Source organism: Mycolicibacter sp. MU0083 (genome assembly GCF_963378075.1).
Classification (GTDB): Bacteria; Actinomycetota; Actinomycetes; order Mycobacteriales; family Mycobacteriaceae; genus Mycobacterium; species Mycobacterium kokjensenii.
Genome location: NZ_OY726394.1, coordinates 2,807,081 through 2,825,638 on the forward strand (window position 1 = coordinate 2,807,081; position 18,558 = coordinate 2,825,638).

The window sequence follows — 18,558 nt, forward strand, 5'->3', positions numbered from 1 at the left end:
GGTTTAACCGATCCACACAACTGCGACGTCAGGGTTTGTCGAATCCCGACAGCTCGCCGGCCGCCAACTCGATCATCGCCGCCAGCCGGGTGCGGGGATTCTCGAGCCCGAGCGGGGTGACCTCGGCCATTTTGCGCAGCCGATAGCGCACCGTGTTCTCATGCACCCCGAGTTGTTCGGCGGCCCGCGCCAGATCGCCCTGGGCGTCGAGCCACGCCCGCAGGGTCGTCGCATACGGCGTGTTGTGTGCCGCGTCGTGGTGGCGCAGCGTCGCGACCGGCCCGCGGACCGGAATCCGGCCGGCGCGCGCCGCAATGCGCAACCGGCGCAACACCACCTCGTCCCAGGACTCGTCGTAGGCCGGCGGTGGTCCGGCGGCCCGCCCGGCTTCGTGCAGCGCCAGGCACTCCTCGGCCTCCCGCCGCGCCGCGGGCAGCTCGGCGGCCGTGGCAACCGCACTGATGCCGGCCAACACCCGTGCTTCCGGCGGCAGCGCGGCGACCAGCCCGTTCACCCACAGGCGTGCCACACCGACGTCCTCGGCCGGCAGCACCGTGTAGACGGTGCTGGCGGCCAGCGCGCTGCGCCCGGGCCTGGACCAGCCGAACCCGGTGGTGACGGCCTCGAAGGCCAGCAGCAGTCCGGCGTGGTCCTGTGTGCCGATTCGGGTGTGTACGGCGATGACCCGCAACGGCGCCAGCGGTAGCCCCAACCTGGCGATCAGTGCCTCGGCATCGGGATCACCGTCCAAAAGCTTGGTCACCCAGTCGGATTCGACTTGACGCTCCAGATCGGCACTGGCACGTGACCGTAGTAGGTGCAGTGCGACGGTGCGGGCGCCGTCGGCGAGCGCGGTCAACCGATCACCGTCGAGCGGAGCCGGACAGGCCACCCACACCGCACCCAGCAACTCCCGTCCGGCCCGCACCGCCACCACCATCCGACCGGTCAGACCGTGGTCGGGGTCGGGGTCCACGAACAGCGGCTCGTCACGCAGCTCCAAGTGCGCCAGGACGCCGCGCTGTTCGAACACCCTCCGCACGGCGGCGGACTCCTGGCGGTTCAGGATCGTCGCCGAACGCGCCGGATCGGCGTGCCGCTGCCCTCGGGAGTAGGCCAGCAACCGCCCCAGTTGGTCCTCGATGGTGACCGCTCCGCAAACCGCCTCGGCCAGGTGATCGGCCACCGCGAAGAGATCGGTCGGTCCCCGACCCGATTCGGTCTCCCGGCCTTCGAGCACCAGACCGTAGACGACGGCGGCCAGCTCACTCCAGGACACCGCCGCGTCCACCACCAGCACGGCCAGCGACTCCCCCTCGCCGACGAACGCCGTCTTGTCCTCGGCGTCGCGCACCAGTACGGCGGCGGCCTTGGCGGCCACCGCCCAGCGCACGGCTTCTTTTACCGAGCGGGCCCCGACGGCCAGCAACACGTCGCCGACGACGGGACGCTCACCGGTCACCTCGTGCATCACGACGCTGCTCAGCTGCGTCGTCCTCGGAATGGAGCAGAACCTCAGCCGAACCCCGTAGCTGCCCACCACGTTGACCAGCCGGTCCAGCGTCACCATCAGCCGAGCCTAGCCAGGTCGCGCCGTCGGCCCCGCCTATTGGTTCGCAGGCCCGCGTCTCCGGCGCCCAGAACCAGGTCATCGCGGCCGCCAGCAGCACCACGCCGCTGACCGCAAAACCCCATTGGAAGGACATCCGCTCGGCGATCAGGCCCACCGCGACCGATCCGACGATGGACCCGAAATCGGCCATCATCTGATAGGTCGCCACCGCCGTTCCGGCGCGGGCCTGATTGCCGACGAGGTCGGAGATGACGGCCTGTTGCGGCGATCCGTAGATGCCCGAAGCGACCCCGGTCAGGTACGCCACCGCCAGGAACACCACCAGGGAGGCGCTCGCGCCCAGCAACATGGTCGTGACGCCCGAGGCCACCAGCCCGACGATCAACAGCCCTTTGCGACCTATCCGGTCGGACAACTGGCCGCTGGGCAGCACCGCACAGACGTTGCCGATGCCGACCATCGCCAGCGTCAAGCCGGCGAAGGAGGGGCCGCGACCCAGGACTTCGGTGACGAACAACGGCACCAGCGCGACCCGCAGACCGAACACCGACCAACCGGTCGCGAAATTGGACAGCAGTGCCGACCGGTACGCACGGTTGCCCAGTGCCGACCGCACCGACACGGTGGGGCCCGTCGAGTCGGCCGCCTCGGCCAGGTGCGAGTGCCGCAGACTGACGAACACGCCGGTGGCCGTGACCAGCAGTACGGAGCCGTAGATCAGGAAGGGCGCGCTCAGGCCGAAGCGTGCGGTGACGCTGCCCAGTACCGGCCCGCCCACCGTGCCCAGCAGGAACGCGGTGGCGAACAGGCCGGCGACCCGGCCGCGCGCGTCCTCGGGACTGATCCGGATCATCAGGCCCACCGCGGCGATGAAGAACATCGTCGAGCCGACGCCACCGAGGGCGCGGAAGAACAGTAGTTGTCCGTACGTCTGGACGAAGGCGCACGCGGTGGTCGACACCGAGACGATCAACAGGCCGGTCACATACACCCAGCGCTCCCCCAGCCGTTGGATGAGCAGGCCGCTCACCGGGGCGAAGAGCAGACGGGTCAGTGCGAACGCGGTGATCAGAAAGGTCGTCGCGGAGATGCTCACACCGAAATGACGGGCGTAGACCGGCAACACCGGCGACACCAGGCCGTAGCCGAGCGCGATCAACACGTTCGCGACGAGCAGTATCCAGATCTCCCGCTGCAACCGTGGTCGGGCGGCGGGAGAGTCGGAGGTCACCCGATAACTTTAGACAACCTCGGTAATCTCTGATTCGGGAGGCTTGATCATGAACGATGCAGTCCCTTCGCCGGCGGTGCTGCGACTGTGGGAGCGGCGCTCGGCGTTCACACCGTTCGCGGTAGCCGGTTCGGCTGCGATCGTAGGCGGTGGCGTCCTGGCCGCCGCCATCGCCGCGCCGATGCCGACCCGTCACGGTGTCTGGGCGGTCGCCTACCTGGTGCTCGTACTCGGTGTCGGTCAACTGGTGATCGGCGCCGGCCAGACCCTGCTTCCCGGCTCGCCGCCGTCGTCGGGTGCGGCAAGGTTGCGCGCCGCGGCGTTCAACGTCTCCGGTGCCGCAATCGTGCTGGGCGTGGTCACCGACCATCTCGCGGTGTTCTATACGGGTTCGGCACTGCTGTTCGCGGTGCTGGCCCGACTGCTGATCGACGTCCGCCGCAGTCCGCGATCGGGCTGGGCACCGGTGGCCTACCGATTGCTCCTGGTCGCGTTGGTGGTGAGCATCCCGATCGGGATGGCGGTCACCACCGCCAGCCGGCTGTAGACCACATCTGCTGCATCACCGGTGGCTCAGTAGCTTGGCCAATACCGCCGCCTGGCTGCCGTCGACGTCACGGCTCGCGGTCACCAGGGTGACGATGTCGTGGCCGCGGGCCAGATCGCGCAGGCCGGCCAGGGCGGTCTTGCCCTCGGGGGTCGCCAACTCGTCTTCGTAGCGGCTGACGAATTCGGCGAAACGCTCCGGCTGGTGGTTGTACCAACTGCGCAGTTCACCCGATGGCGCCGCGGCTTTGTACCAGTGCCCTATTCGAGGATCGTCCTTGCGGAACCCCCGGGGCCAGACCCGGTCGACGAGGATCCGTTCACCGTCTTCTGCTCGGGTCTCGTCGTAGACGCGAGCGACCCGAAACGTGGTTTTGGAGCTCATACCCCAGGGTAGCGCTGTTTTCGGCCGTCAGCCGTTGCGCGACCGCGAACCGAAACGCCGCCGTCCGCGTGCCGAGAAGGCCCGCATGACGGCCAGCGTCATCGCCATCCGGCGCTTCGACGCCGGATACCAGAGCAACTCGGATTTCTGGGTGGGCAATCGCGGAGCGGTGATCGCCTGCTGGCGGCAGTATTTGATGATTCCGGCGGGACCACCGGCCCGGTAGCCGATACCGGACTGCTTCCAGCCACCCATCGGCAGCCCGGGGCAGAACACATTCACCAGCGCATCGTTGACGTTGACCGCGCCCGCCTCGAGTCGGCGTGCGAGCCGCTCGCCGCGACGCGCATCGGCCGTCCACACGGTGGCCGACAGCCCATACGGTGAATCGTTGGCCAGCCGAACGGCCTCGTTCTCGTCGGCCACCTTGATCACCGGCAGGGTCGGCCCGAAGGTCTCCTCGGTGATGCAGGACATCGACTGGTCCACGTCGGCGAGGACCGTCGGCGTGAAGTAGGTCCCCACCCCGGTGGGTTCGCCGCCGGTGACGACCCGAGCTCCCGCGGTGGTCGCCTCGCCGACATGCCGCGAGACGATGTCGCGTTGCGCCTCGGTGGCCATCGCGCCGGTGTCGCCGTCGTGGCCCTGTTGCACCCCGCCGACCCGGGCGCTGAGTTTCGCGACGAATTCGTCGTAGACCGGAGCTTCGACGTACACGCGCTCCACCGAGACGCATACCTGCCCCGAGTTGAACAGTCCTCCCCAGGCGATACCGTTCGCGGCACGGTCGAGGTCGGCGTCGGCCAGCACTATCGCCGGGTCTTTTCCGCCGAGTTCGAGGCCGTAGGGAATGAGTCGTTGCGCGCAGGCCACCGCGACCTTGCGACCGGTCGCGGTGGAGCCGGTGAACTGCAGGAAGTCTGCGTGCTCGATCACGGCCTGGCCGGTCTCGCCGTAGCCGGTCGTCACATCGAGCACCGCCGGTGCACCGATCTCGGCCCAGCCGCGGGCGAATTCCACCGCGGACAGCGGTGTCACCTCGGACGGCTTGAGCAGCACGGCGGCTCCGGCCGCCAGGGCCGGCGGGACATCGAGTCCGGGCATCGCGAACGGGAAGTTCCACGGCGTGATGACTCCGACCAACGGATACGGCCGGTATGCGGTGGTGAACCGCTTGACCCGGTAGATGGGGCTGTGCGCCTTGGGGTGGCGGTCGGCGAGGAATTCCTTGGCGTGTCCCGCCCAGTAGCCGACGGCGTCTGCGGTGGCGACCGGTTCCAAGCTGGCGTCGACGTGGGACTTACCGGTCTCGGAGATCAACACCTCGGTGATGTGGTCGGCGTTGTCGAGGATCCAGTCCTGCCACTTCTGCATCCAGCGTTTGCGGCCCTGCGGGCCGAGCGCCTCCCACTCCGGTTGCGCGGAGCGGAGCTTGGCCGCTTTGGCCGCGACGGCGGCGTCGTCGTCGATCGGGACCGTTCCCGACACGGCCCCGGTTGCGGGGTTCCGGACGGTGATCACCGACTCGGCCCTCGATTGCACTGCAGTCATGATGCTCCCCCGTTCCAGAGCCGGCGGACAGAAGGTGATCTGGCCCTCAGCGATGGTGTGTTAACCCCGCAAAGGATGTCAAGGTCCACCGATGTCGGACAATCGGAGTACAGACGCGGCGTATCGCGACACCTAGGCTCGATAGCGGAAGTGGCCGCGCCAAACCTGCTGCGGCACTATGGAAATGGATCCGCGTTGGCAGTACGGCACAAACATCAACACTCGACTTTTCAGGCCAGGACCTCGATCAGACCCGATCGGGTGGCGCGCTTGGCCAAGGATGTGGCCGCGTCGTTCGACAGTGCTGCACCCAGTGGGCCGTTCGTTCGTTTCGAGGGGAACGAGGCGGGAAGGCTGATCTTCGCGGTGCGCGATGCGACCGGCCACATCGAACTGACGTCGTTCTACGTCCACATCACCGCCGACGGTTCCGGTTCGGCGGTCAATACCCGGATCGAAGAGTTCACGACCGCCCGGTCAACGTGTCCGTTCCCACCGCTCGCCACCACAACGATTGTGGGGTACGGCGAATACAAACTGTTCGCGCGCAGATTCGGTGCAGCGCTGCGCCGGGCCGATCCGCGCAGTCACCGGGCACTGGTCGAGAAACCACTGTGGTGAACCGGCCGGGTCTGCGGCCGGCGATCGCCACGGCCGTCACAGACAAAAGGAAGGCCGCAGATTCTGCGGCCTTCCCTCGGTTGTGGAGCTGCCGGGAATCGAACCCGGGTCCTACGGCATTCCCTCAAGACTTCTCCGTGCGCAGTTCACTGTGCCTCTACTTGGATCTCCCGGTCACGTGAACAAGCCGAGATGACGATCCCAGTCGCTGTTGGTGTCCCGATAAATCCCGCGACCGGACGTATCGGTGGATCCCTCTAGTCGATGCCAGGGTCCGGGCCGAGGGAGGTCCCGGTCTGACAGGCCCGCTATCGCTTAGGCAGCGAGAGCGAAGTCGCTCTGAAGAGCGACCTTAGCCGGAGTAAGTGCAACCTTGGCGCTTACTTGGTTACAGCGACGCTTAACGGTGGTCTCCTGCCTGCACCGGCACGCTTCCCTTGATTCGACACACGCAGTCGAAACCTTTCAGCCCCCTGTCCTCATCTCTGTGTACCTCGCCGTATCGGCGAGACACCCCATCGTACCGGTCTGCAACGACAGGCCCCGACTTTTTCATCCCGGACCCGGACACCACCGTTCGGGGCTACTGGCGGAATTCCGGGTCGAGTTCGACCATGGCGTCCGCGATCGCCAGGAACGCGGTCGCGGGTAGCTCCCACTCCACCGGTTCACCGTCCAGACCGGGCCGGACCGTCCGGGACGCCACGGTATGCGGGTCGGTGATGCCCAGCCTGATGAGACCGTCCATCGCCGAAGAACCGGTCAGCATGAAGGTCCGAATGTCGAAACCGTCCCTCATGCGCATGCCGACTCTCGACAACACCTCGGTGTAGACATCGGATACCCGAGCAATGATCCGGCTGTGCGATCGGTCCAGCGCCGCGAGGATGCGTTCCCGGTCTTCAGCGCCCAGGGTCGGCGCCGCCACCGCAAGCGCCGTGAAGGACCGCCACGCCAGAGATCTCGCCACACCGTGAAAGCTTCGGGTGACCGCACAACGCACGACCTCGCAGAACACCGCCCGGCGATCGGCCGGCGTCACCAGCCGATCGCGATGCTGTTCCAGCACGTCCTGAGCGGCGGCGGCGACCTCGTCGGCATAGCTGCCTTCGGGGCCGGGCTCCACCATCCGTTCCATCAGGTCCACGTAGAACGCCTCTTTGCTGCCCCAGGCCCGGTACACCGAACTCCGCGGCACATCGGCGATCCGGATCAGCTCTTCCATGTTCAGATGCGCCATGCTCACGGAGAGTCCACCGCTTTCGGTCAGCATCGTCACCGCCGTGCCGAGAATGCGCTCGCGCAGATCAGCCTCACTCAGCCGACGCGGGCGCCAACCACTGCCGGCCACCCACGCCTGTTCACGGGGGGTCGGTTTCGCCTCGTCAGCCACAACGTGGATTTTAGACTGAGAGTCTCATCACTTGTCGGAATGGAATCTTGAGCGCTATTCTCGGACTCAGGATTCGTAACGCGGAGTCGAGTCCACTGAATTGCAGTAATGACCCGCCTCCGTGCTGGGACTTGGAACCAGAGGAATCCAACAGGCTTGATCGAGGAACTTGCGGCGGATGCAGCGGGCTCGATATCCGGTAACGCTGCCCCATCAGCCATCACGGTTGCCGTTATCGATGAGCACGACGTCGTGCATGCGGGCATCGAGGCCTGGTGCGCTCAGGCCAAGCCGTCGGTGCGTGTGCTGGGGCGCTTCCACAGTCCCCGGGAGTTGTTGGCTCGCTATCCCGACATCCCGAACGAGCTGGATGTGGTGATCTTCGACGTGTATGCCGACGGCGACCGGCCGTCCTTCGAGGCGCTGCGCGTCATGTGTCAAACGGGCCAGCGCGTGATCGTCTATTCCCAACTGTCGACCGATGAAGTAATCCTGACCTGCCTGGACCTGGGGGCGGTCGCTTACGTGGCGAAAACCGAGGGGCGGCAGCACCTGATCGGCGCGATCCTGGCCGCGCACGCCCACCAGCGCTATGTGGGGCCGCAGATGGCCAAAGCCCTGGCGAACGATCGGGCGTCGGGCCGCACCAATCTCTCCGATCGGGAGAAGGAGGTGCTCATCACCTGGTTCCAGACCGAGAGCAAGGAACTCGTCGGCAGCCGGCTCTACATCGCCCCGACAACGGTCCGAACCCATCTGCAACGAGCCCGCGCGAAGTATGCAGCGGTCGGTCGGCCCGCACCGACCAAAGCCGCATTGCTCGCCCGCGCCATCGAGGACGGCATTCTCAGCCTGAGCGACCTGTAACCGGTCGACGCTTCAGGCGACCGCTTCGTCGAGGGCCTCAGATAACGACTCCCGGCTCCCCGCCCCCGCTGAATCGTTGGTCACCACCGTCCGCTTCGCGGAGTCGTCTCCGTGGACGACCACGCATACGTACGCCGACGGGTCGTCGACTCCGGCCAACAGCGTTCCGTCGCAGGTCTGATCAGCCAGGTCGGCGATCGCTCCGACGACCTCGTCGCGATCGGCCTGCCGGAATCCGTGTATTCCCTGCGCGGTCGCCGAATCAACCCACCAGATGCCGGCGACCGGTACCGCGGTGATCGACGCACCGGCCATCGTGTCGACCGCCGCCGCGGGAGCGATGTAGGCACCGACGCGACGCGGCGCGCGGATGAAGGTCTCGACGATCGCGGCGATTCCCGGATGCGGCGTATAACCGGAGTCTGCGCCGACGGTGACGATTCCGCGGATGACCAACGAACGGACCCCCCGGGCTCCGGCCCGGGTGAGTTCCCCGGCGGTCGGCGCAGCCGTCGCCAGCCCGATCGGCCAAGGCCGTCCCAGCATCGCGGCGAGGGCGACGATCTCGTCGTCGGTCAGCAGAATCCCCTGTGCCATCCGCATCATCACCCGACCGGATTGGCGGCGAAGTTCGAGATCAGCGCGGACAGATAGGCCGGAGTCGCACCCCGGACCGCTTCGAATGCGCCGGCGGGAGCGGCGGCGACGAACGTAACCGCGCCCGGAACCACGGCTTCCCCGAACGTTGCAACGGCAAATCTTCCGACGACGTCATCCCATTGTTCGGCCGATCCCTCCGTGAGGTACCGCGCGGGCTCGCCCACGTCGATCGCCGCAGGCACGCTGGTCGCGGTTCCGGCCCCGATCGGCCAGAGCGGGCTCGGACCGGCTGATTTCCGGTAGTCGTCGAACGGATTACTGAAGCTCCACCGTGGCCCGGCGCCACTGCGGCGCCGGCCCGCCGGAGGAGCGGTCTTCGGCGCGGGGCCACCGACGCCGAGTCGCGAGAACCACGGGGTCGTCCCGATATCGCCCCGCCAGCTCCATTCGGGTCGAACGGAATCCGCCCCGAACAGTCCGGCCACATCGACGTGGGCTGTCGGATTCCGGAAGCCTCGGGACTCGGGCCGGCCTCGGGCGCGCAGCCGACCGGCGGTCTCACCCACCACAGCGCGCAACCGGCCCGTCGCGGCAGCGAAACCTCTGTTCAACGCGCGCAGCCGATGGGCTTCGGCGCCGATGAGGTCGGACATACGACTCCTCTGAATTGACCGCTTCCTGCTGCCGCTGTCGCCGTCGCCGTCGCCGGCGATCGCTGACCTGACGCTAACAATCCGAATCCCGCCGACCCGTCACCCAAACGTATGAATCTCAGCCCCGCATCACCGCCATCAGACCGTCATCAGGGCACGCGACACCCGGCTTTCCGCCATTCCGGGGAACTACTGCCGATACCCGTCACCACCCGGCGCCCCGCATCCGACGAACGTCCCTATCCCGAGATCTGCGACGGCGATATCGGCCGAATAGGCCACTCGCCTATATAACCGCCGACGGCACCGGATAGAAATGGCTACTTTCACCGCCGAACGCCATGACCCACTATTCCGATCGGAAATACAGTTTTCCATTTCCGCGGCAAAGCGGTGCACCACACCCGCCCACGGTCGCCGCGAAACGGTCTATTACCTGCTAAAACGTTCGGACTACGGGCGCCGTACTCCGAACGTATTAATGGTTAGCCCTGCCCATTCCCGCGGGTCGTCATATTCACCCGTTCGGCCGATAACGGTTTGATCAACGGGCCGTTATTCTGACGTTGTCCGAGAAGGCCGGAAAGCTTGCAAATAACGTTCGACAGTTCCCGGTCTACGTAATTCGATGCCGCATCATTCCCGAAACACGGCATCATCAAAGAAAGGATATCCGGTGAACGTACTGAAAAAGACAGTCGCGATGATCGCCGCACCCGGCTTCGTCGCCCTGGCACTGACACTGGCCCCCGCGGCATCCGCAAATCCCGGTAACTGCGCCGGCGGCGGCGGTTGGCCGGGCTTCGGCATGCGTTGCACCTCGTTGCCGTACGCCGACGGCAGCTACGACCAGTGCGACCGGGTCAACGTGCTGGGCTTCGGCGGCACCAACTGCTACCGGGTCTACCCCCCGCGTTAAAGCCCCCGCCAACCGCTCCGTCCCACTCGCCTCATTAGCAACACATCTTGAACGCAAGGTGAACTTAGTTTAAGTTCGTGCCATGTTGTCACAAGAATGTGACATGTTTCCGGTAGAGGGAACTATTGCCCGCGAATCGAGCGGCTGGCGCCCCCGGCCGATCTCCGTTGTGCTCATCGACGGTCACGATGCGGTTCGAGCCGGGATCGAAGCATGGTGCGATGCCGCCGACCCACCGATCAAGATCGTCGCCGAGATTGCGAGTCACCAGGCGGTCTTCGGTCCCGGCGGCCACACCTTCACCAACGGCGATGTCGTGGTGTTCGACCCGCAATTCGACGACGGGCCACCACGATTCGACATCTTGAGCCGCCTGCGCCAATCGGGCTGTCGGGTCATCGTCTACTCCCGGCTAAGCGGTGACGAGGTCATCCTGACCAGTCTGGATCTGGGTGCGGTGTCCTACGTGGTCAAGGCTGCCGGCAAGGAACACCTGATCGCCGCGGTGCAGTCGGTGCGGGCGCCGGTCCCCTACGTGGGGCCCCAGATGGCTACCGCATTACTCAAGGCCCGCACCATCGGCCGCACCAACCTCTCGGTCCGCGAAAAGGAGGTGCTGGTCAGCTGGCTGCAGACCGAGAGCAAGGAAGTCGTCGCGAAGCGGTTCGGAATCGCACCGGCGACGGTGCGCACCCACCTGCAGCGCATCCGGGAAAAATACGAAGCGGTGGGCCGTCGCGCGCCCACCAAATCCGCCCTGCTCGCGCGGGCGATCGAAGATGGGCTGCTGAGTCTGGACAGTCTGGATTTCGACCGGCTCGACGAGACTGTCGACAACATGTTGTCCGCCTGACCGCTATCCGGCGGTGATCATCACGACCGCGACGCCCGCCGCCAGCATGCCGACCACCTGCAACCGCTGTACCCGCTCCCGCAGCACCACGATGGCCAACACCACCGTGACCGCGGGGAACAACGAGATCAGCACGCTGGCCAACGACAGGTCGGAGCCCCGCAGCGCCAGCAGCATCGCGATGTTGGCCGCCGTGTCCGACAGCCCGGCCAGCAGCGCCAACCGCAGCGGCACGCCGGTGGTCAACCGCAATTCCCCGGCTCCGGCCGCTGCACTGAACACCAATACCGCCGCAGCGACTCGGGCAAACGCCAACGGCCACAGTCCCGAGTCCGCCGGCGCGGCGTGGATGAACACGAAGTCCAACCCGAACGTCACCCCGGCCCCCACGGTCAACCAGGCCACCTTGCGGGTGAACCGGTGCGGTCGGGTGTCCTCGTCGGTTGCGCCGCGACTCACCAGCGCAACGGCCACCAGCGCCAGCGCGATACCGCCGGCGGCCACGAACCCGGGCCGCTCCCCCAGGAGCAGGCCGACCAGCACCGGCACCCCGGCGGTCAGTACCGCCGACACCGGCGAGACCACCGAGATCGGACCGGCACCCAGCGCCGCGTAGAACCACCAGCCACCCAGTCCGAGTGCCACACCGGAGGCCAGGCCCCAGCCGATGGCGCCCAACGGAATCGGGCCGCCGACGATAATCGCCAGCGTGCCCAGCAACACCAGTGCGACCGGATAGGACACCAGCACGACGCGCAGCGCCGGTACGCGCCGGGCCGCCAGCCCGCCGGCGAAGTCGCTGACCCCGAATCCGGCCGCCGACAGCAGCGCCAGCAGCGCGCCGGTCACATGCCCTTGGCGCGCCGGCCCAGCGCCCGGGTGACTTCACGTTGGGCGTCGCGGCGGGCGAGATCCTGGCGCTTGTCGTGCGCCTGCTTGCCGCGGGCCAGGGCCAGTTCCACCTTCACCTTGCCTTCGGTGAAGTAGACCGACAGCGGCACCAGAGTCAGATTGCCGTCCCGGATCTTGCCGATCAGCATGTCGATCTGACGTCGGTGCAGCAGCAGCTTGCGGGTGCGTCGCGGGTCGTGGTTGGTCCAGGTGCCGTGGTGGTACTCGGGGATATGCATGTTGCGCAGCCACACCTCGCCGTCGTCGACGGTGGCGAACGCGTCCACCAACGACGCCTGGCCGGCCCGCAGGCTCTTCACCTCGGTGCCCACCAGCACCACGCCGCACTCGTACACGTCGAGAATCGAATAGTTGTGCCGGGCCTTACGATTCGACGCAACGATCTGCTTGGCGTTCTGCTTCTTGGCGTTTTTGTCCGCCGACTTCTTGGCCACCGCTACCGCCGGACGTACAAGCGCAGTGTCACGTAGCCCGTCGCCGCGGCCATAGCGACACCGAGCAGCAGCAGGATCGGCGAGATGTAGAGGATGTCGGCGTAGTCGATCCGGGCGATCAGCCGCGCTTGATAGAACTGACTGAGCGCATTGTCGAGGAACAGGGCGCGCACCACCATCAGCCCGGCGATCGCGATGATGACACCCACCGTCGCGGCCAGCACCGCCTCCACCAGGAACGGCAACTGGGTATACCAGCGGCTGGCGCCCACCAGGCGCATGATGGAGACCTCCGTGCGCCGGGTGTATGCGGCCACCTGAACCATGTTGGCGATCAACAACACCGCCCCGATCGCCTGCACCAGGGCGATGGCGAACGCCGCACGGCTGAGCCCGTCGAGCACGGCGAACAGGCGGTCGATGAGCTTCTTCTGGTTGAGCACGTACCGGACACCCGGCTCGCCCTGCATCGCACTGTCGAAATCGGCGCTCTGCTCGGGATTCTCCAGTTTGACGATGAACGACGGCGGGAAGCTGTCCTTGTCGGCGACGTCCTTGAACTCGGGGAATTTGCGGATGGCATCGGCATAGGCGTCGTCGGTGTTGAGGTAGCGCACCGACTTCACGTCGTCGCGCTTCTCGATCTGCTCCCGCAGGTTCTTGCACGCCGGTGCCTCGCAGTTCGGGTCCTCGGCGGCGACTTCGGTGTCCAGGAAGACCTGCGACTCCACCCGGTCCAGATAGATGTTGCGGGACTGGTCGGCCAGGCGCACCACCAACAGCCCGCCGCCGAACAGTCCGATCGAGATGGCCGTGGTCAGTACCATCGCCACCGTCATGGTGACGTTGCGGCGCAGCCCGGTAACGACCTCGTTGAAGAGAAACCCAAAGCGCACGTCAGCGATCCATTCCGTAGACGCCGCGCTGTTCGTCGCGGACCAACCGCCCCAACGACAGCTCCACGACGCGCTGGCGCATCGAGTCGACGATGTGATGATCGTGCGTCGCCATCAGCACGGTGGTTCCGGTGCGGTTGATCCGCTCCAGCAGATCCATGATGTCCTCGCTTGTCTCCGGGTCGAGATTGCCGGTCGGCTCGTCGGCCAGCAGCACCAGCGGCCGGTTGACGAAGGCCCGGGCGATCGCCACCCGTTGCTGCTCGCCGCCGGAGAGTTCGCCGGGCAACCGGTTGGCTTTGCCGGACAGGCCGACCATCTCCAGCACCTCGGGGACGACCCGGTTGATCATCGCGGGTTTCTTGCCGATGACTTCGAGCGCGAACGCCACGTTCTCCGACACGGTCTTCTGCTGCAGCAGCCGGAAGTCCTGGAACACGCAGCCCAACACCTGGCGCAGGCTCGGGATATGACGACCCGCCAGCTTGTTGACGTGGAACTTCGAGACCTGGATGTCTCCCGACGTCGGCGTCTCCTCGGCCAGCAGCAGCCGCATGAAGGTGGACTTGCCCGAACCCGACGGCCCGATCAGGAAGACGAACTCGCCCTTGTCGATCTTGACGTTGATGTCGTCGAGCGCCGGACGGGCCGACGATTTGTACTGCTTGGTGACATGGTCGAGCGTGATCATCACGGCTCGAAGTTTAGCCGTGCGAAACTTCCGGGCCGGGCGGAGCCGATGGCGTCGGCGCGCCGGGGTACGCCGGGGTCGGTGCCGGCGCGACATGCGGGGGTGACGACGGGGGTGCCCCGGGCGTCGGCTGAGTCGATCCGGGTACCTCCGGTGCGGGCGGTCCGGGCACCTCCGGCGGGGGCGGCGGCGGACAAATCGGCGGGCAGAACGGCCAGCCCGGTATCGGTGTCGGCGTCGTCGGTTCGCCGGGCGGCGGTTCCGCCGGAATGGGTTCCTCGGGCGTCGTCGGGGTGGGCGTGACGGTCTCGGTGACGGTCGCCGGCGGTTGCTGCAGTCTGGTGCGCGGCACCCACGTGTAGGCCGGGTCGGGGATGAATCCGGGTGGCACCACCTGCGGGGCCGGCGGCGGCGTCACCTCCTCGCGGTAGGTGTCGTACACCCACCACACCGCGAAGAACGCGATGATCAGCACCACCGTGGAGGTGCGGATGCGTCCGCCGAACAGTTGACCGGGCCATTGCCAGCGCTTCCGGCCCGGGCGCTCCGGCCGGTCCTCGGGCTTGCCCACCCGCAGTCTCATGGGGTCTCCACCGGCTTGACCTCTCCGGCGGTGACGACACCGACCGAGGCCAGCGCGCGCACCACCTGGACCCGCAACCGGCGTCCCACCTCGAACTGCTTGCCCGGCAGGGTGCGCGCCACCATCCGCAGGTTGACGACCCCCACTTCGAGGCTCTCCACGCCCATCATCGAGGGCTGGTCCAACAGCAGGTCGCGCAGCGGGGCGTCGGCCTCACGGGCGTTCTCACAGACCTGGTGCAACACTTCGTTGACCCGGGTCAGGTCGGCACTGGTGGGCACCGGGATGTCGACGACGGCACGGGCCCAGTCCTTGGACAGATTCAGCGACCGGACGATATTGCCGTTGGGGACGGTGAACACCTCGCCGTTGGGTGTACGCAGTTTCGTCACCCGCAACGTCACCTCCTCGACGGTCCCGAGTGCTTCGGTCAGCGCCCCGGTCATCGACAACTGCACCAGGTCACCGAAGCCGTACTGCTTCTCGGTGATGATGAAGAACCCGCTCAGTAGGTCCTGCACCAGTTTCTGTGCGCCGAAGCCCAGGGCGCCACCCAGCACCGCGGCCGGCCCGACCAGGGATCCGACCGGGATGTCGAGGATGCTGGTGATCTGGACGGCGACCACCACGCACAGCAACACCACCGCCACCCAGGAGATCACCGAGGCGACCGCCTGGCGATGCTTGGAGGCTTCCGACCGCACCAGGGCATCGCTGGCGGCGAAGCCGTGTTCCAGCCGTCGGGTGACCCGCCGCGCCGACCAGCTGATGAACCGGGATGCCAGTACCGCTCCGATCAGCAGCAGGACGATCCGCAGGCCCTTGGTGATGACCCACTCGCCGATCTGACCGCGCCACAGGTCGTGCCAGCGCTGTCCCGGGGAGAAGGCCAGAACCATCGGCTAGTCGCCTTCCGGCCTGTTGCGCCAGCGGATGCCGGCCTCCAGGAACCCGTCGATGTCCCCGTCGAGCACCGCGGCCGGGTTGCCGACTTCGAACTCGGTGCGCAGGTCCTTGACCATCTGGTACGGGTGCAACACGTAGGAACGCATCTGGTTGCCCCATGAACTGCCACCGTCGCCCTTGAGCGCGTCCATCTCGGCGCGCTCCTCCTGGCGCTTGCGTTCCATCAGCTTGGCCTGCAGCACCCGCATTGCCGAAACCTTGTTCTGCAGCTGCGACTTCTCGTTCTGGCAGGTGACGACGATCCCGGTGGGGATGTGGGTCAGTCGGACCGCGGAGTCGGTGGTGTTCACCGACTGACCGCCCGGCCCGCTGGAGCGGTAGACGTCGACTCGGACGTCGCCCTCGGGGATGTCGATGTGGTCGGTGGTCTCCACCACGGGCAGCACCTCGACCTCGGCGAACGACGTCTGCCGGCGCCCCTGGTTGTCGAAGGGACTGATCCGCACCAGCCGGTGGGTGCCCTGCTCCACCGACAGGGTGCCGTAGGCGAACGGTGCATGCACCGCGAACGTCGCACTCTTGATCCCGGCCTCTTCGGCGTAGGAGGTGTCGAACACCTCCACGCCATAGTTGTGCTGTTCGGCCCAGCGGATGTACATCCGCATCAACATCTCCGCCCAATCCGCGGCGTCCACGCCGCCGGCACCCGAGCGGATCGTGACCAGTGCCTCGCGCTCGTCGTACTCACCCGACAGCAGGGTGCGGACCTCCATGGTCTCGACGTCGGTGCGCAGCGAAGCGAGCTCGGCGTCGGCCTCGGCATAGGCGTCGGCGGCGGCGGCGCCCTCTTCCTCCGCGGCCATCTCGTAGAGCACCGGCAGATCGTCGAGACGGCGCCGCAGGTCTTCGATCCGACGCAACTCCCCCTGCGCGTGCGACAACTCGCTCGTCACGCGTTGGGCTCGGGCCTGGTCGTCCCAGAGATTCGGATCAGACGCCTCGTGCTCGAGTTTTTCGATGCGGCTGCGCAGTCCGTCGACATCTACCACCCGCTCCACCGTGGTCAAGGTGGCGGCGAGTGCAGTGATCTCAGGCTGACGGTCGGGTTCCACGCATATCAACGTTACCGGCGCGCCGAATCGGGTTGGCACCAGACCGATACCCCCGCCCGGTTTCTGCGTTTAGCATCACGGGACAGCCCCCGTACAGAAAGCTGGTGAGGATGCGTCCCTACCATGTCGCGATCGTCGGTTCCGGCCCCTCCGGGTACTTTGCCGCGGCTTCCCTCCTCAAACTGGCGGCCGGCGGCGAGACCGACGTCCGCGTCGACATGCTCGAGATGCTGCCGACCCCGTGGGGGCTGGTGCGTTCGGGCGTCGCCCCCGATCACCCGAAGATCAAGTCGATCAGCGCGCAGTTCGAGAAGACCGCGGCCGATCCGCGATTCCGGTTCTACGGCAACGTCACCGTCGGTGAGCACGTCATGCCCGAGGAGCTGGCCGAACGCTACGACGCGGTGATCTACGCGATCGGCGCCCAGTCGAATCGGCAGTTGGGGATCCCCGGGGAGGATCTTCCCGGCAGCGTCGCCGCGGTGGATTTCGTCGGCTGGTACAACGCGCATCCGCACTTCGCCGACCACGCCCCGGATCTGAGCTGCAAACGCGCCATCGTGGTCGGCAACGGCAACGTGGCCTTGGATGTGGCGCGCATCCTGGTCAGCCAGCCCGATGAACTGCGGCGCACCGACATCGCCGACCACGCCCTGGATCTGCTCGACCGGCGCGGCGTCGAAGAGGTGGTGATCATCGGCCGGCGCGGCCCGTTGGAAGCCACCTTCACCAGCCCGGAACTACGCGAACTCGGCGACCTCAAGGGCCTCGACGACGTCGACGTGGTGATCGACGCGAGCGAGTTCGCCCACCTCACCGACGAGGACATCGAGGCGGCCGCCAAGCACCCCAAGCAGAACGCCAAGGTGCTGCGCGGCTATGTCGGACGCGAGATGCGCCCCGACCACCGCCGGATCGTGTTCCGGTTCTGCACGTCCCCGATCGAGATCCGCGGCGACGGCCGGGTCGAGGAGATCGTGTTGGGCCGCAACGAACTGGTCACCGATGACAACGGCCGGGTCAGTGCGCGTGACACCGGCGAGCGTGAGGTCATGGCCGCCCAACTGGTGGTGCGCTCGGTCGGCTATCGCGGCGTGCCGATGCCGGGGCTGCCGTTCGACGAGCGCAGCTGCACCATCCCCCACACCGAGGGACGCATCGAGGGCACCACGAACCAGTACGTCGTCGGCTGGATCAAGCGCGGGCCGTCGGGTGTGATCGGTTCCAACAAGAGCGACTCGCAGGCCACCGTCGACACGCTGGCCGCCGATCTGGCCGCCGCCGCGGCCGCCGGCGGATTGTCCGATGTCGGAACCGATTACGAGCAAGAGCTGCACCGGTGGCTGCTCTCGCGCCAGCCGGAGCTGATCACCGCCGAGCACTGGAATCGGATCGACGCCCATGAGCGGTCGTCGGGTGAACCGCACGGCCGTCCGCGGGTCAAGCTGGCCAACGTCGCCGACATGTTGCGGGTCGGCCAGGGCTGAGCGGGCCCGCCGGCTCAGGCCGGCGGCTCGACCCGGCGCCAGTTGTCCGGGTTGCGGGGCGAGTAGCGCACCGGCACCAGCTCACCGATGCTCGGCCACGCGTCGACGTCGACGGCGTAGCGCTGATACACCTCGTGCTCGTGCACGGACGGCCCGTGCAGGACCCCGGTGATGGTGACGTATTGGGCGCCGTCGGCGTCGGGCCGCGGGCTGACGCCGGTGACCAGCAGGGTGCCCTCTTCGGCCCCGGCGCCCGGTCCGCCCCGGATGAGTCGCGGCGCCAGGAATCCCGCCAGAATCGCCAGCAGTAACAGCAGCGCCCCGATCTCCCACATCCGGCCATGG

General features: G+C 67.0%; 21 protein-coding genes and 1 other RNA gene. 6 read left to right on the forward strand and 16 right to left on the reverse strand.

What is annotated here, in order from left to right; genetic code table 11:
• Nucleotides 1-28: 28 nt before the first annotated feature.
• Both RCP38_RS13100 and RCP38_RS13105 read right to left on the reverse strand, forming a co-directional pair.
• Nucleotides 29-1,570, reverse strand: coding sequence for a PucR family transcriptional regulator (locus RCP38_RS13100; protein WP_308473376.1), 1,542 nt, complete (start codon nucleotides 1,568-1,570; stop codon nucleotides 29-31).
• Entirely contained in the window at nucleotides 1,452-2,804 is a 1,353-nt protein-coding gene (locus RCP38_RS13105) for an MFS transporter (RefSeq protein ID WP_308473377.1), read from the reverse strand. The genes RCP38_RS13100 and RCP38_RS13105 overlap by 119 nt, the downstream gene beginning before the upstream one ends.
• 49 nt (nucleotides 2,805-2,853) lie before the next feature.
• On the opposite strand from RCP38_RS13105, the gene RCP38_RS13110 reads away from it, so the two are divergent.
• The gene (locus tag RCP38_RS13110; protein WP_308473378.1) at nucleotides 2,854-3,351 is read left to right on the forward strand and encodes a hypothetical protein; all 498 of its coding nucleotides are present in this window, start codon (nucleotides 2,854-2,856) and stop codon (nucleotides 3,349-3,351) included.
• Nucleotides 3,352-3,366: 15 nt separating this feature from the next.
• On the opposite strand, the gene RCP38_RS13115 is transcribed toward RCP38_RS13110, so the two are convergent.
• Nucleotides 3,367-3,735: a DUF488 domain-containing protein gene (locus tag RCP38_RS13115; protein ID WP_308473379.1), complete on the reverse strand. Its 369-nt coding sequence runs from the start codon at nucleotides 3,733-3,735 to the stop codon at nucleotides 3,367-3,369.
• A 27-nt stretch (nucleotides 3,736-3,762) separates the two neighbouring features.
• On the reverse strand, nucleotides 3,763-5,286 hold the full coding sequence (locus RCP38_RS13120) for an aldehyde dehydrogenase family protein (protein WP_308473380.1): 1,524 nt from the start codon (nucleotides 5,284-5,286) through the stop codon (nucleotides 3,763-3,765).
• A 75-nt stretch (nucleotides 5,287-5,361) separates the two neighbouring features.
• Between RCP38_RS13120 and RCP38_RS13125 the strand changes: the two genes are divergently transcribed.
• Complete coding sequence (locus RCP38_RS13125; protein ID WP_308473381.1) at nucleotides 5,362-5,907, forward strand: hypothetical protein; 546 nt, start codon at nucleotides 5,362-5,364, stop codon at nucleotides 5,905-5,907.
• Between the two features lie 80 nt (nucleotides 5,908-5,987).
• Here the strand turns inward: RCP38_RS13125 and ssrA are convergent.
• Both ssrA and RCP38_RS13135 read right to left on the reverse strand, forming a co-directional pair.
• Nucleotides 5,988-6,380, reverse strand: a transfer-messenger RNA (tmRNA) gene (gene ssrA / locus RCP38_RS13130).
• 110 nt (nucleotides 6,381-6,490) lie between these two features.
• Nucleotides 6,491-7,300, reverse strand: a complete 810-nt coding sequence (locus RCP38_RS13135) for a TetR/AcrR family transcriptional regulator (RefSeq protein WP_308473382.1) — start codon at nucleotides 7,298-7,300, stop codon at nucleotides 6,491-6,493.
• Nucleotides 7,301-7,459: 159 nt separating this feature from the next.
• Here RCP38_RS13135 and RCP38_RS13140 point away from each other — a divergent pair, with 159 nt between their 5' ends.
• On the forward strand, nucleotides 7,460-8,167 hold the full coding sequence (locus RCP38_RS13140) for a LuxR C-terminal-related transcriptional regulator (RefSeq protein ID WP_308477270.1): 708 nt from the start codon (nucleotides 7,460-7,462) through the stop codon (nucleotides 8,165-8,167).
• A gap of 12 nt (nucleotides 8,168-8,179) precedes the next feature.
• On the opposite strand, the gene RCP38_RS13145 is transcribed toward RCP38_RS13140, so the two are convergent.
• Both RCP38_RS13145 and RCP38_RS13150 read right to left on the reverse strand, forming a co-directional pair.
• The gene (locus RCP38_RS13145; protein WP_308473383.1) at nucleotides 8,180-8,764 is read right to left on the reverse strand and encodes a hypothetical protein; all 585 of its coding nucleotides are present in this window, start codon (nucleotides 8,762-8,764) and stop codon (nucleotides 8,180-8,182) included.
• An 8-nt stretch (nucleotides 8,765-8,772) separates the two neighbouring features.
• Complete coding sequence (locus RCP38_RS13150; protein WP_308473384.1) at nucleotides 8,773-9,252, reverse strand: hypothetical protein; 480 nt, start codon at nucleotides 9,250-9,252, stop codon at nucleotides 8,773-8,775.
• Nucleotides 9,253-10,096: 844 nt separating this feature from the next.
• Between RCP38_RS13150 and RCP38_RS13155 the strand changes: the two genes are divergently transcribed.
• Nucleotides 10,097-10,339, forward strand: coding sequence for a hypothetical protein (locus RCP38_RS13155; RefSeq protein ID WP_373692358.1), 243 nt, complete (start codon nucleotides 10,097-10,099; stop codon nucleotides 10,337-10,339).
• Between the two features lie 103 nt (nucleotides 10,340-10,442).
• Complete coding sequence (locus RCP38_RS13160) at nucleotides 10,443-11,192, forward strand: response regulator transcription factor (RefSeq protein WP_308473385.1); 750 nt, start codon at nucleotides 10,443-10,445, stop codon at nucleotides 11,190-11,192.
• A gap of 3 nt (nucleotides 11,193-11,195) precedes the next feature.
• On the opposite strand, the gene RCP38_RS13165 is transcribed toward RCP38_RS13160, so the two are convergent.
• From RCP38_RS13165 to prfB, 7 genes are read right to left on the reverse strand one after another with little or no spacing between them, the layout of a single operon-like run.
• Nucleotides 11,196-12,041 carry a DMT family transporter gene (locus tag RCP38_RS13165; RefSeq protein ID WP_308473386.1) on the reverse strand — a complete coding sequence of 282 codons (846 nt, stop codon included), beginning with the start codon at nucleotides 12,039-12,041 and terminating at the stop codon, nucleotides 11,196-11,198.
• A complete protein-coding gene (smpB, locus tag RCP38_RS13170) occupies nucleotides 12,038-12,538 on the reverse strand; it encodes an SsrA-binding protein SmpB (protein ID WP_308473387.1) in 501 nt (166 codons plus the stop codon). Before smpB ends, RCP38_RS13165 begins: the two co-directional genes overlap by 4 nt.
• Nucleotides 12,539-12,540: 2 nt before the next feature.
• The gene (ftsX, locus tag RCP38_RS13175; RefSeq protein ID WP_308473388.1) at nucleotides 12,541-13,434 is read right to left on the reverse strand and encodes a permease-like cell division protein FtsX; all 894 of its coding nucleotides are present in this window, start codon (nucleotides 13,432-13,434) and stop codon (nucleotides 12,541-12,543) included.
• 1 nt (nucleotide 13,435) lies between these two features.
• Nucleotides 13,436-14,125, reverse strand: a complete 690-nt coding sequence (gene ftsE, locus RCP38_RS13180) for a cell division ATP-binding protein FtsE (protein WP_308477274.1) — start codon at nucleotides 14,123-14,125, stop codon at nucleotides 13,436-13,438.
• Nucleotides 14,126-14,138: 13 nt separating this feature from the next.
• On the reverse strand, nucleotides 14,139-14,708 hold the full coding sequence (locus RCP38_RS13185) for a hypothetical protein (RefSeq protein ID WP_308473389.1): 570 nt from the start codon (nucleotides 14,706-14,708) through the stop codon (nucleotides 14,139-14,141).
• Nucleotides 14,705-15,607 carry a mechanosensitive ion channel family protein gene (locus RCP38_RS13190; protein WP_308473390.1) on the reverse strand — a complete coding sequence of 301 codons (903 nt, stop codon included), beginning with the start codon at nucleotides 15,605-15,607 and terminating at the stop codon, nucleotides 14,705-14,707. Before RCP38_RS13190 ends, RCP38_RS13185 begins: the two co-directional genes overlap by 4 nt.
• A 3-nt stretch (nucleotides 15,608-15,610) precedes the next feature.
• A complete protein-coding gene (gene prfB / locus RCP38_RS13195) occupies nucleotides 15,611-16,726 on the reverse strand; it encodes a peptide chain release factor 2 (protein WP_308473391.1) in 1,116 nt (371 codons plus the stop codon).
• Nucleotides 16,727-16,836: 110 nt separating this feature from the next.
• Between prfB and RCP38_RS13200 the strand changes: the two genes are divergently transcribed.
• Nucleotides 16,837-18,213 (forward strand): FAD-dependent oxidoreductase, encoded by a 1,377-nt coding sequence (locus RCP38_RS13200; RefSeq protein WP_308473392.1) that lies wholly within the window; start codon nucleotides 16,837-16,839, stop codon nucleotides 18,211-18,213.
• 14 nt (nucleotides 18,214-18,227) lie between these two features.
• Here the strand turns inward: RCP38_RS13200 and RCP38_RS13205 are convergent, their stop codons facing one another.
• Nucleotides 18,228-18,548, reverse strand: a complete 321-nt coding sequence (locus tag RCP38_RS13205) for a hypothetical protein (RefSeq protein ID WP_308473393.1) — start codon at nucleotides 18,546-18,548, stop codon at nucleotides 18,228-18,230.
• Nucleotides 18,549-18,558 lie beyond the last annotated feature (10 nt).